At 64.0% G+C, this 12,508-nt stretch carries 13 protein-coding genes; 4 read left to right on the forward strand and 9 right to left on the reverse strand.

The genetic code is table 11. The features are described from left to right. Positions 1–45: 45 nt before the first annotated feature. Positions 46–1,050, reverse strand: a complete 1,005-nt coding sequence (locus J2R78_RS17485; RefSeq protein WP_253605834.1) for a D-glycerate dehydrogenase — start codon at positions 1,048–1,050, stop codon at positions 46–48. Between the two features lie 347 nt (positions 1,051–1,397). Here J2R78_RS17485 and J2R78_RS17490 point away from each other — a divergent pair, with 347 nt between their 5' ends. Further along, on the forward strand, positions 1,398–1,925 hold the full coding sequence (locus tag J2R78_RS17490; RefSeq protein WP_092081303.1) for an SH3 domain-containing protein: 528 nt from the start codon (positions 1,398–1,400) through the stop codon (positions 1,923–1,925). 72 nt (positions 1,926–1,997) lie between these two features. Here the strand turns inward: J2R78_RS17490 and irrA are convergent, their stop codons facing one another. Beyond that, positions 1,998–2,489, reverse strand: coding sequence for an iron response transcriptional regulator IrrA (irrA, locus tag J2R78_RS17495; protein ID WP_026192029.1), 492 nt, complete (start codon positions 2,487–2,489; stop codon positions 1,998–2,000). Between the two features lie 327 nt (positions 2,490–2,816). On the opposite strand from irrA, the gene fabA reads away from it, so the two are divergent. From fabA to fabV, 3 genes are all read left to right on the forward strand, one after another. Continuing rightward, positions 2,817–3,338 (forward strand): 3-hydroxyacyl-[acyl-carrier-protein] dehydratase FabA, encoded by a 522-nt coding sequence (gene fabA, locus J2R78_RS17500; RefSeq protein WP_057015289.1) that lies wholly within the window; start codon positions 2,817–2,819, stop codon positions 3,336–3,338. Between the two features lie 43 nt (positions 3,339–3,381). Further along, positions 3,382–4,605 (forward strand): beta-ketoacyl-ACP synthase I, encoded by a 1,224-nt coding sequence (gene fabB, locus J2R78_RS17505; protein WP_092081034.1) that lies wholly within the window; start codon positions 3,382–3,384, stop codon positions 4,603–4,605. Between the two features lie 78 nt (positions 4,606–4,683). Continuing rightward, a complete protein-coding gene (gene fabV, locus J2R78_RS17510) occupies positions 4,684–5,856 on the forward strand; it encodes an enoyl-ACP reductase FabV (RefSeq protein WP_253605835.1) in 1,173 nt (390 codons plus the stop codon). 121 nt (positions 5,857–5,977) lie between these two features. Here fabV and J2R78_RS17515 read toward each other — a convergent pair whose 3' ends face one another. The 7 genes from J2R78_RS17515 to rbfA form a co-directional block, all read right to left on the reverse strand. Next, on the reverse strand, positions 5,978–6,574 hold the full coding sequence (locus J2R78_RS17515) for a glutathione S-transferase family protein (protein WP_253605837.1): 597 nt from the start codon (positions 6,572–6,574) through the stop codon (positions 5,978–5,980). Beyond that, positions 6,571–7,047 carry a GNAT family N-acetyltransferase gene (locus J2R78_RS17520; RefSeq protein ID WP_253605839.1) on the reverse strand — a complete coding sequence of 159 codons (477 nt, stop codon included), beginning with the start codon at positions 7,045–7,047 and terminating at the stop codon, positions 6,571–6,573. Before J2R78_RS17520 ends, J2R78_RS17515 begins: the two co-directional genes overlap by 4 nt. Positions 7,048–7,170: 123 nt before the next feature. Beyond that, positions 7,171–7,905, reverse strand: a complete 735-nt coding sequence (locus tag J2R78_RS17525; protein WP_092081026.1) for a superoxide dismutase — start codon at positions 7,903–7,905, stop codon at positions 7,171–7,173. Between the two features lie 203 nt (positions 7,906–8,108). After that, the gene (gene pnp, locus J2R78_RS17530; RefSeq protein ID WP_050383431.1) at positions 8,109–10,271 is read right to left on the reverse strand and encodes a polyribonucleotide nucleotidyltransferase; all 2,163 of its coding nucleotides are present in this window, start codon (positions 10,269–10,271) and stop codon (positions 8,109–8,111) included. Between the two features lie 314 nt (positions 10,272–10,585). Beyond that, a complete protein-coding gene (rpsO, locus tag J2R78_RS17535) occupies positions 10,586–10,855 on the reverse strand; it encodes a 30S ribosomal protein S15 (RefSeq protein WP_016844725.1) in 270 nt (89 codons plus the stop codon). Between the two features lie 2 nt (positions 10,856–10,857). Continuing rightward, positions 10,858–11,967: a tRNA pseudouridine(55) synthase TruB gene (gene truB, locus J2R78_RS17540; protein ID WP_253609844.1), complete on the reverse strand. Its 1,110-nt coding sequence runs from the start codon at positions 11,965–11,967 to the stop codon at positions 10,858–10,860. Then, positions 11,967–12,377: a 30S ribosome-binding factor RbfA gene (rbfA, locus tag J2R78_RS17545; RefSeq protein ID WP_253605841.1), complete on the reverse strand. Its 411-nt coding sequence runs from the start codon at positions 12,375–12,377 to the stop codon at positions 11,967–11,969. The genes truB and rbfA overlap by 1 nt, the downstream gene beginning before the upstream one ends. Between the last annotated feature and the right edge of the window lie 131 nt (positions 12,378–12,508).

Raw genomic sequence — 12,508 nt, forward strand, 5'->3', positions numbered from 1 at the left:
GCGCGCGTTCGCGCGACCCGTTGGCTCCATCCGGGCTACGAGCGCTTACAGCATGCTCGGCAGCACGCGATCCGGCGGCTTGTGGGCGTCGAGGAAGGTTCGGATGTTGATGATCACCTTCTCGCCCATCTCGACGCGGCCTTCGATGGTGGCCGAACCCATATGCGGCAGCAGCGTCACCTTGCCGGCCTTGGCGAGCCGCACCAGCTTGGGGTTCACCGCCGGCTCGTGCTCATAGACGTCGAGGGCTGCGCCGCCGATATCGCCGGCTTCGATCAGCTTGATCAGCGTGTCCTCGTCGATCACCTCGCCGCGCGCGGTGTTGACGACATAGGCCTCTTTGCGGATCAGCTTGAGCCGCCGCGCCGAGAGCAGGTGATAGGTGGCCGGCGTGTGCGGGCAATTCACCGAGATGATGTCCATCCGCGCCAGCATCTGGTCGAGGCTTTCCCAATAGGTGGCCCCTAGCTCTTCGGCGATCATGGGCGCCACCGGGCGGCGGTTGTGATAGTGGATCTGCAGGCCGAAGGCCCGGGCGCGGCGCGCCACGGCCTGGCCGATGCGACCCATGCCGACGATGCCGAGCCGTTTGCCGCCGATGCGGTGGCCGAGCATCCAGGTCGGCGACCAGCCCGCCCAGTGCTGCCTGCCTTCGGTCAGGATCGAGGCGCCCTCGATCAGGCGCCGCGGCACCGCAAGGATCAGCGCCATGGTCATGTCGGCGGTGTCCTCGGTCAACACCTTCGGCGTGTTGGTCACCGTGATGCCGCGGGCATGCGCCGCGGCGACATCGATATTGTCGACGCCGTTGCCGAAATTGGCGATCATCTTCAGCTTGCAGTCGGGCTGATTGATCACGTCCTCGCGGACCATGTCGGTCACGGTCGGCACCAGCACGTCGGCGGTCCGCGCCGCCTCGGCGATCTGCTCCGGCGTCATCGGCGTGTCGTCGAGATTCAATCTGGCGTCGAACAGCTCGCGCATCCGGGTCTCGATCGAGTCCGGCAGCTTGCGGGTGACGACGACGAGAGGCTTTTTCTTCACCGACATGTCCTGCTTTCATGGGGCGCGCGGCTTGCCAAAAAACAAACCGTTCAGGCCTCATTAACCCGGTTGTTCGACACTGCTGATAGCCGCGCTGTCCCGGCGTTTCCTTCGCGTTTCCTAGGGTTCCCCGATACTTGCCCCGGCTTTTCGCCAAGGCGAAACGACGGGAAATTCGGGTGTTCTGGCTCTCAGGCGTTCCGTCCTCTCTAGCAGAAGGCCGGGCCAAGACAAGAACCCCTCGGGCATGCAGTGCGGGAGCGAACGGGCGCGGGCGCTGGGGCCTTCGGGCGTGGTTTGGGTTGCGGTTCGCCGAATGCGGGTTGGGCATCTCGGCAGGAGACGGGTTGATGGTGGCGTTCTGGCGTTTCGGTTCATTGGTGGCGCTGGTCGGAAGCATGCTGAGTGCGTCGGTCATGCCCGGACATTCCGCCAAGGATTTGAGCCCCACCACCAGCGGCCTGCCGATCCCACGCTATGTCAGCCTGAAGTCGGATCACGTGAACGTCCGGGCCGGCCCGACCAAGGACAATGACGTCGCCTGGGTCTACACGCGGTCGGGGCTGCCGGTCGAAATTACCGCCGAGTTCGAGAACTGGCGCCGGGTGCGCGATTCCGAGGGTGCCGAAGGCTGGGTTTATCATTCCCTGCTGTCCGGCCGCCGCACCGCCGTCGTCACGATGAAGAACAAGGACGATCTGGCCTCGCTCTACGATCGTCCCGATGCCACCAGCGCCGTCGCGGCGCGCCTGCAGGCCGGCGTCGTCGCGCAGGTGAAGAAATGCGCCAATAACTGGTGCCGGGTCACCGGCAGCGGGTTCGACGGCTGGATCGAGCAGCAGCGCCTCTGGGGCGTCTACGCCGACGAGAAGGTGGACTGAGTTTTCCTCGTCCCGAACGACAATGGCCGGGACGAGCCCGGCCATCACAACTCAAATCGACGGTAAGACGATTCAGCGCTTCTTGCGCAGCCGCACCACCATGTCGACGCGGGAGATCTCGTAGCCTTCCGGCACGTCGGGCATCTTCGACAGCACAAGGTTCGGGTCGGGAATGTCGACCAGCTCGTGGTTGTGCTCGAGATAGAAGTGGTGGTGCGTCGACACGTTGGTATCGAAATAGGTTTTCGTGCCGTCGACGCTGACCTGGCGCAGCAGGCCGGCATCGGTCAGCTGGTTCAGGGTGTTGTAGACGGTCGCCAGCGATACCGGAACCTTGGCCAGCGTGGCTTCCTCGTACAGCATTTCAGCGGTCAGGTGGCGGGCACCCTTGCCGAACAGCAGCCAGCCCAGCGCCATGCGCTGGCGGGTCGGCCGCAGACCGGCAGACTGCAACATCTCGTTGACGTCATGCCACGGACAGCCGGTCAGGGCAGGGTGGTGCCCAGCGCCCCGGGCAGCCGGGTGCACGGCATCATCGTTCACAGCCGGTACTTCCTCGTTCATATCCACTCTATGCACCCAACTCAGGCAATATTCTTCATAAATATAAAAAGGATGCCTATCAGATGCAAGTTTTTCGCAACTAGAACGAATCCAAGCTGCGGTAGAAACCTAAGGAGAAGCGGTCATTTATCCTCGGAATGCCGCTTTGCCGCCCAGTTGGCGCTATGTTAGAGAGCGCGCGGACCACATATGCGCTTTCGGCAGAGATAACAGGCCGTAGCGTACCCAGGTAGCGCCAAGATGCGGGACGGGTTATTCCGGTTCCCGTGGGTAGATCAAGGTCCGACCAAGCAAAGCGCTCATCGGGACATCAGAGGTGGAAAGAGGATGCTGGATCGGCGCGGCGGTTACGAATACGAGGATTTGCTGGCTTGCGGGCGGGGCGAGCTTTTCGGTCCCGGCAACGCCCAGTTGCCGCTGCCGCCGATGCTCATGTTCGATCGCATCAGCGAGATTTCGGAGAATGGCGGCGAGTTCGGCAAGGGGCTGGTGCGCGCCGAGCTCGAGGTGAAACCGGATCTCTGGTTCTTCGGCTGCCATTTCAAGAATGATCCGGTGATGCCGGGCTGCCTCGGCCTCGATGCCATGTGGCAAATGGTCGGCTTTTACCTCGGCTGGATCGGTGGCGAAGGTCGTGGCCGCGCGCTCGGCCTCGGCGAGCTGAAGTTCTCCGGACAGGTGCTGCCGCAAGCGCGCAAGGTTGTGTACAACATCGATATCAAGCGCGTGATGCGGTCAAAGCTCGTGCTTGGAATTGCCGACGGGTGGCTTTCCATGGACGACGAGATTATCTATCGCGCCAAGGACTTGAAGGTCGGGTTGTTCAAGCAGGGCACGGCTCCATCTTGAGCAGGATCATCATGCGGCAACATAAAGGCAGGGCGAGGCGAACATGAGGCGGGTTGTCATCACGGGGATGGGTATTGTCTCGTCCATCGGTAACAACACCCAGGAAGTGCTTGCGAGCCTCTACGAGGCGAAGTCGGGCATTTCGCGCGCGGAGAAGGCCGCCGAACTCGGCTTCCGTTCGCAGGTGCACGGTGCGCCGACACTCAATCCTGCCGAGGTGATCGATCGCCGCGCGATGCGGTTCCTTGCCGAAGGTGCGGCGTGGAATCACGTTGCGATGGAACAGGCGATCCGCGACTCGGGCCTCGAGGAAAGCGAAGTCTCCAACATCCGTACCGGCATCATCATGGGATCCGGCGGTCCGTCGACGCGCACGCTGGTGGAGGCCGCCGACATCGCGCGCGCCAAGGGCCCGAAGCGCGTCGGTCCGTTCGCGGTGCCGAAGGGCATGTCCTCGACCGCGTCGGCGACGCTCGCCACCTGGTTCAAGATCAAGGGCGTGAACTATTCGATCTCGTCGGCCTGCGCGACGTCGAACCACTGCATCGGCAACGCCTATGAGACGATCCAGATCGGCAAGCAGGATGTCATCTTCGCCGGCGGCTGCGAGGAACTCGACTGGACGCTGTCGGTGCTGTTCGACGCCATGGGCGCGATGTCCTCGAAATACAACGACACGCCCGCCACCGCCTCGCGTCCCTACGATCTCAACCGCGACGGCTTCGTCATCGCGGGCGGCGCGGGTGTCGTGGTGCTGGAAGAGCTCGAGCATGCCAAGGCGCGCGGCGCCAGGATCTATGGCGAGGTCGTCGGCTACGGCGCAACCTCCGACGGCTACGACATGGTGGCGCCATCGGGCGAGGGCGCCGAGCGCTGCATGCGCATGGCGATGTCGACGGTGAACACGCCGGTCGACTACATCAATCCGCATGCCACTTCGACGCCCGCCGGCGATCCGCCGGAGATCGAGGCGATCCGCAAGGTGTTCGGCACCGGCGACAAGTGCCCGCCGATCTCGGCGACCAAGGCGCTGACCGGCCACTCGCTCGGCGCCACCGGCGTGCAGGAAGCGATCTATTCGCTGCTGATGCTGAACAACGGCTTCATCTGCGAGAGCGCGCATATCACCGAACTCGATCCGGTGTTTGCCGACATGCCGATCGTGCGCAAGCGCATCGACAACGCCAAGCTCAACACCGTGCTGTCGAACTCGTTCGGCTTCGGCGGCACCAACGCGACGCTGGTGTTCAGGCGGCTTGACGCGTGATTTCGCCTCTCCTCGCTTGCTGAGGGAGGTCCGCGGGCAGCGAATGGGAACATTGCAACGATCCGGAATGGGGTGGGAATGATTATTGAACCGCGCGTGCGAGGCTTCATCTGCACGACGGCACATCCCGTCGGCTGCGCCACGAATGTCCGCGAACAGATCGCCTATGTTCTGAAGCAGGGCCCGGTCGCCGACTGCCCGAAGCGCGTTGCCGTGCTGGGCTGCTCGACGGGGTATGGCCTCGCGAGCCGCATCGTCGCGACCTTCGCCGGCGGCGCCGATACGATCGGCGTGTCGCTGGAGCGCGAGCCGTCGGAAAAGAGAAGCGCCAGCGCCGGCTGGTACAACAACCGCGCCTTCGAGATCGAGGCCCAGAAGATCGGACGCTCGCCGCTCACGCTCGAAGGCGACGCCTTCTCCGACGAGCTGAAGGCGACCTTCATCGAGCGCGTGCGCGAGAAATTCGGACAGCTCGACCTGCTGGTCTACAGCATGGCCGCTCCGGTCCGGACCGATCCCGACACCGGCAAGACCTATCGTTCGGTGATCAAGCCGCTGGGCGCCCCGGTCGAGATCAAGACGCTCGACACCGAGACCGGTGAGGTGTTCCAGACCACGCTCGAACCGGCCAGCGAGGAGCAAACCGCGGCCACCGTCGCGGTGATGGGCGGCGACGACTGGAAGCGCTGGATCGATCAGCTGGCGGATGCCGGCGTGCTGGCGCCGGGCTTCCGGACGCTCAACTACACCTATATCGGCAGTGAACTGACCTGGCCGATCTACTGGAACGGCACGCTCGGCCGCGCCAAGGTCGATCTCGACAGCAAGGCGGAAGCGATCCGCGGCCGGCTCGGTGCGGACGTCGCCCGCGTCGTCGCGCTGAAGGCCGTGGTCACCCAGGCGAGCTCGGCGATTCCGGTGGTGCCGCTCTATGGCACGGTGCTGTTCAAGGTGATGAAGCAGCTCGGTCTCCACGAAGGCTGCATCGAGCAGATCGATCGCCTGTTCCGGACGAAGCTCGGTAAGGGCGTCGAGCTCGATGACGCGCAGCGCGTCCGGGTCGACGACTGGGAGCTGTCGCCCGAGGTGCAGACGGAAGTGTCGCGGCGCTGGCCACTGCTCACCACCGAGACGCTCGGCGAGTTGGCCGATCTCGGCGAGTACAAGAGCCAGTTCCTGCGCCTATTCGGCTTCGGCATCGACGGCGTCGACTACACGCAGGATGTCGATCCCCGCGTCGTGCCGGGTTAGGCCGTTCGGGAAACATCGCAATCACAGCTTCGTAGCCCGGATGGAGCGAAGCGCAATCCGGGACAGTCCCTCTGTGGCAGAGAGCCCCGGATTTCGCTGCGCTTCATCCGGGCTACATGTCTCACCCCGCCGCGATCTTCTCTGCGCGCTGGAACGCGGGCCGGGCCACGCAGCTGCCGATATAGGCCTCGAATGACGGCCGCGACGGCACCATCTTGAACACACGTACCGCAAAGTTCAGTCCCGCGCCGATCGCGATGTCGGCAGCGGAGAATTGATCGCCGAGGATCCATGGCCCCTTCTGCAACTCGGCGTCGAGCACGTCGAACACCTGCGCGGCGCTGCCCCATGCCGCGGTGCTGGTCGGCACCTCGAGCTTGGTGAAGAGCTGGATCAGCGCCGGCTCGATGCAACTCGGCGAGAAAAACAGCCACTGCAGATAGCGCGCCCGCTTCGGGTCCGTCGCTGCCGGCGCGAGTTTGGTCTCGGGATAGCGGTCGGCGATATAGGCGCAGATCGCGGCGGCCTCGGCGAGCTGCGCGTCGCCGTCGGTCAGCGCGGGCACCTTGCCCATCGGGTTGATCTTGAGGAAGTCGGGCGATTTCTGCGCCCCGGTGCTGATGTCGGTCAGCACCCGTTCGTATGGCAGGCCGGATTCCTCCAGCAGCCAGATGGCTGAGAACGAGCGCGAGCGCGGCGACCAGTACAGCTTGATCATGGCTTAGCCTCCGATGTGCGGTTTGTTCTCATCCACCGATAGTGCTTCATCATGAAGCCGGTGACCGGATGGGGCGCTTCCTTCTCGAAGATGAAGCCTTCGCGCTCGTACCAGCGCCACGCCTTCTCGTTCTCCCGGACGCATTTCAGCCAGATCTCGTCGGGCATCTGCCGGCGCGTGAAGGCAAGCAGCGCGCGTCCCAGGCTCCGGCCCTGATAGGCGGGGACCACCATCAGCTGATCGAGCAGCGAGGTCGGCAGGTGCAGCGCCAGCATGGCGGCGATGGCGCCGCGATCGTCGACGACGAACAGGCTCCAGCCACCGGCGATCTCGCGCGGCAAGCGGACACGCAGATCGTTCAACAGGTTGTCGCTGGCTTGCGAGAGCCCGGTCGAAACCCAACTAGCCATCCAGGCGCGCGCGATCGCGTCATGTTCGTCGGGACGAGCGGGGCGGATGATCGGCAGCGTCATTGTTCCCTATCGCGTTCGACGCCGGCGGCGCGACGCTGTGGGTGCATAAAGGTGAAAGCCCGCGAGCGCCTCGCGGAGCTTTCAACTCTAGCGTAGTTGTTTGCGACCGGCGAGCCCGGCGGCTCACACGCCGAGCGTGCCGGCCTTTGCTGCCGCATAGCGCTCAGCCACGGCCTTCCAGTTCACCGTATTCCACCACGCCTTGAGATAATCGGGGCGGCGGTTCTGGTAGGTCAGGTAATAGGCGTGCTCCCAGACGTCGTTGCCGAGCAGCGCGCGCTTGCCGTCCATGATCGGATTGTCCTGGTTCGGCCGCGTCTCGATCGCGAGCTTGCCGTCTTTGGTCACGGTGACGAACACCCAGCCGGAGCCGAACACGCGCCCGCCGGCAGCGTTGAAATCGGTCTGGAATTTTTCCATGCCGCCGAGGTCGCGATCGATTGCGGCGAGCACCTCGCCGTCCGCCTTGCCGCCGTTCGGTCCCATGATCTGCCAGAACATCGTGTGGTTGGCGTGGCCGCCCATGTTGTTGCGCACGCCGGTGCGGATCGCCTCCGGCACGCTGCCGAGATTGGCGAGCACCTCGACGACCGGCTTCTCGGCGATCTGCGGATTGTCCTTGGCGAAATTGTTGAGGTTGGTGACATAGGCCTGATGATGCCGGTCGTGATGGATTTCCATCGTCTTGGCGTCGATATGCGGCTCCAGCGCATTGGTGGGATAGGTCAGCGGATCGATCTTGAACGGTCCGGCGGGGGCCTGCGCCGTGGTCTGCGCGAACGCTGCGCGCGATGTGGCGGCGGCCGCGGCGATGCCGCCTGCTGCGATGATCAAATGGCGTCGGGACATCGAGGACATCGTGGTTCTCCGTGCTGGGAAAGCTTCCTGATGTTAGGCCCGAGTTGTGAACGGGTTCCAGCGAATCCGGTCACAATGCCGGGTCAAAACCGCGCATGCCGATCAGCGGAGATTGATTTGCGTCCGATCTCGGCAAACCAAAAAGGGCGGCCACAGGGCCGCCCTTTTCGTAACAGTCGATTTGCAAGTCGATTGGCCCTGGCTTACTCGCCGGCAGCTTCGCGCGGCGCCGCAGCCGGCGCTTCGGTCTTCTGCTTGGCCTCGAGATCCTCGCCGGTCTCCTGGTCGACCGCCTTCATCGACAGGCGGGTCTTGCCGCGATCGTCGAAGCCGAGCAGCTTGACCTTGACCTTGTCGCCTTCCTTGACGACGTCGGAGGTCTTCTGCACGCGGTTGGACGCGAGCTGGCTGATGTGGACGAGGCCGTCCTTGGCGCCGAAGAAGTTCACGAACGCGCCGAACTCCATCACCTTGACGACGGTGCCCTCGTAGATCTGGCCGACCTCCGGATCGGAGGCGATCGACTTGATCCACTTGATCGCAGCCTTCATCGCCTCGCCATCGTTGGAGGCGACCTTCACGGTGCCGTCGTCCTCGATGTTGACCTTGGCGCCGGTCTTCTCGACGATCTCGCGGATCACCTTGCCGCCGGTGCCGATCACTTCGCGGATCTTGTCGGTGGCGATCTTGAAGGTCTCGATGCGCGGTGCGTATTCGCCGAGCTCGGCGCGCGCCGCGGTCAGAGCCTTGGCCATCTCGCCGAGGATGTGGATGCGCCCTTCCTTGGCCTGGCCAAGCGCAACCTTCATGATCTCCTCGGTGATGCCCTCGATCTTGATGTCCATCTGGAGCGAGGTGATGCCGTGGTCGGTACCGGCGACCTTGAAGTCCATGTCGCCGAGATGATCCTCGTCACCGAGGATGTCCGACAGCACCGCGAAGCGCTGACCTTCGAGGATCAGGCCCATGGCGATACCGGCGGTCGGCCGCTTCAGCGGCACGCCGGCGTCCATCAGCGACAACGAGGCGCCGCACACCGAGGCCATCGAGGACGAGCCGTTCGACTCGGTGATCTCGGAGACCACGCGGATCGTGTACGGGAACTCGTGATGCGGCGGCAGCACCGGGTGGATCGCGCGCCAGGCGAGCTTGCCGTGGCCGATTTCGCGGCGCTTGGTGCCGCCGAGGCGACCGGTTTCACCGACCGAGTAGGGCGGGAAGTTGTAGTGCAGCAGGAACGTTTCCTTGTACGTCCCCGACAGTGCATCAATGTACTGCTCGTCCTCGCCGGTGCCGAGCGTGGTCACGACCATCGCCTGGGTCTCCCCGCGGGTGAACAGCGCCGAGCCGTGGGCGCGCGGCAGCACGCCGGCTTCGGCGATGATGTTGCGCACGGTCTTGGCGTCGCGGCCGTCGATGCGCTTGCCGGTGTCAAGGATGTTCCAGCGAACGATCTTGGCTTCCAGTTCCTTGAACACGCCGGCGACGCGGAGCTTGTCGTATTTCGGCTCCTGGCCTTCCGGGAAGAAGTGCGCCAGCACCTTCTCCTTGACGGCGCCGACCGCGGCATAGCGTTCCTGCTTGACCGGGATCGCATAGGCCTTGCGGAGCTCCTGTTCGGCGATGCCGAGCATCTCCTTCTCGATCTCCGAATTGTCGATTGTGGTGACTTCGCGCGGCTCCTTGGCGGCCTTCTCGGCGAGCTCGATGATCGCGTTGATGACCGGCTGGAAGTGGCGGTGGCCGAACATGACCGCGCCGAGCATCACGTCCTCGTTGAGCTCCTTGGCTTCCGATTCGACCATCAGCACGGCGTCGGCGGTGCCGGCGACGACGAGGTCGAGCTGGGTCTCGGTCATCTCGTCCAGCGTCGGGTTGAGCACGTATTCGTCATTGGCAAAGCCGACGCGTGCGGCGCCGATCGGGCCCTTGAACGGCGCGCCCGACAGCGTCAGGGCGGCGGAGGCGGCGACCAGCGACACGATGTCCGGATCGTTCTCCATGTCGTGCGAGAGCACGGTGACGATCACCTGGGTCTCGTTGCGCCAGCCGTCGACGAACAGCGGACGGATCGGGCGGTCGATCAGGCGGGAGACCAGCGTCTCCTTCTCGGTCGGACGGCCTTCGCGCTTGAAATAGCCGCCGGGAATGCGGCCCGCGGCGTAGGTCTTCTCCTGGTAGTCGACCGTGAGCGGCAGGAAGTCGACGCCCTCGCGCGGCGCCTTCGCCGCAACGACGGTGGCAAGCACCACGGTCTCGCCGTAGGTGGCCATCACGGCGCCGTCGGCCTGGCGGGCGATCTTGCCGGTTTCAAGTTTGAGGGGACGTCCACCCCAGTCGATTTCGACGGAATGCGAATTGAACATTTCGGTTTTCTTTCATGGTTTCACGAAAGCACGGCGCCCTGAAACACAAAGACCATGCCAAGACGGCGAGACACTGATGCGCTGTCGCGATCAGCATCCGGCGATCCTGCCATGGTCCCTGGATTTCGGATGGCGTCCATCCTTTCGGTCATCTGGGCATCTTGCCCGGTCCAGCGGCCGGATTGCTGCTGGACGCTAGTGTGCATGGCGCGACTGCCATGCTGCGCATGATCATCTTTCGACAATTCGAAAGCCCGAGTTCACGGACGATCATGCGAAAACGCGCGCGAACCCTCGCGCGCGTGCTTCTCAAATCAACGACGGATGTTGTGCTTTTCGAGCAGCGCCTTGTAGCGCGCCTCGTCCTTGCGCTTGATGTAGTCAAGCAGGGAACGACGCGTCGACACGAGCTTCAGGAGGCCGCGGCGTGAATGGTTGTCCTTCACATGGCTCTTGAAGTGCTCGGTGAGGTTATTGATGCGTTCCGACAGGATCGCGACCTGAACCTCGGGCGAGCCGGTGTCGCCGGCTTTGTTGGCATTCGTCTTGATGACTTCCGCTTTGCGTTCGGCGGTAATCGACATCGTCAGTTACTTTCATCGTTGCGAGCCGGACCGGCAGTCAGTCCGTTCAGGTTGAACACGCGCTTGGGGATGAGTTCGCCATTGCCAATTTCGGCAAGCGCGAGAAGCCGGCCTGCCACCGTGACATAGACTGTGCCGCTGGTATTGGGCGCATCCCGTCCGCGCAACAAAACGGCCTGGCCCCTGTGGAGCCTTGCCGCATCAGCCCGTGTGACGGCCAGTGCCGGGATGTCGTCCAGCGCGGTCTCAACGGGCAAAAGCGCGTCGGCGAGGCTGCCCTCGCCAGACGCGGCTCTATTGCATAAAGCCTCCAACTGTTCCAGCGGAATCATGTCCCGTTCGGTAAACGGACCGACAAGGGTCCGCCGCAGGGCGCAGATATGGCCGAAACAGCCCAGAATCCGGCCCATATCGCGGGCCAGCGCCCGGACATAGGTTCCCTTGCCGCACTCGGCCTCGAACACGGACTGACCGTTATCGCCATGTTCCACGAGGGTTAATTCGTGGATCTCGACCGGGCGGGGCTTCAGTTCCACGGTCTCGCCGTCGCGCGCCAGATCATAGGCGCGCTCGCCCTGCACCTTGATCGCCGAATATTGCGGCGGGATCTGCTCGATCACCCCGGTAAAGCGCGGCAACAGGTCCCTAATCGAATCGGCGGTCGGCCGGCTCTCGCTGGTCCTGACCGGCCGTCCCTCGGTGTCGTCGGTGTCGCGCTCCTCGCCCCAGCACACCGTGAAGCGGTAGCGCTTGCGGCCGTCCATCACGAACGGCACCGTCTTGGTGGCCTCGCCCAGCGCGATCGGCAAGCCGCCGGAGGCGAGCGGATCGAGCGTGCCGGCATGGCCGGCGCGCTTGGCCTGAAACAGGCGCTTGAGCACCGCGACCGCCTGCGTCGAGGTCATGCCGATCGGCTTGTCGAGCACCACCCAGCCGTGGACGTCGCGCTTGTCGCGGCGCGGCTGCTGGTTCTGCCTGCCCTGCTTCTGGCGCGGGTCGTTGTTGGTGCGGCGCGCATCGTCGGTGCGCTGGCCGGCAAAAGCATCCCGCTCAGCGTCGCGCGCGTCGGCATCCTTCGCGTCGACAACGCTGTTGGTCGTCATCACAGTCATCACTCGTCGTCCGAATCGGGTGCAAGGTCTCGCTGCACCGCAGGTGTCCGCAGTAGTTTCTCGATGCGCTCCGCCTCGTCGAACCGCTCATCGACGCGGAAGCGAATGTCGGGTGCAAATTTCAGGTTGACGCGGTGCGCGATCTCGCCGCGAAGGAATTTCTTGTTGCGCTCGAGCGCGGATATCACCGTGTCGGTGTCGTGGCCGCCGAGCGGCATCACGTAGATCGTGGCGAGCTTCAGATCCGGCGACATACGCACCTCGGGAACGGTGATGATGTGGCCTTCCAGATCGGGATCGTGAACCTCACCCTGTGACAGAATCTCGGCAACTGCATGGCGAATCGTTTCGCCGACGCGCAGCTGACGTTGCGATCCGCCGGGGCTGGAACTCTTCTTTTGACGGGGCATGACCTTTTTCCAAAACCGTCGCGCCCGCCGGCCGTGGCCGCGGGCATCAATGTCCTTGCTTTGCTTTCAATCGGACGATGCGCTGGTGGCCGGACCAAAGTCCGGCCACGCCGTCGCATTTTCAGTTAAAT

Origin of the sequence: Bradyrhizobium sp. USDA 4538, from assembly GCF_024171045.1 — a bacterium.
GTDB classification, from domain to species: domain Bacteria; phylum Pseudomonadota; class Alphaproteobacteria; order Rhizobiales; family Xanthobacteraceae; genus Bradyrhizobium; species Bradyrhizobium australafricanum.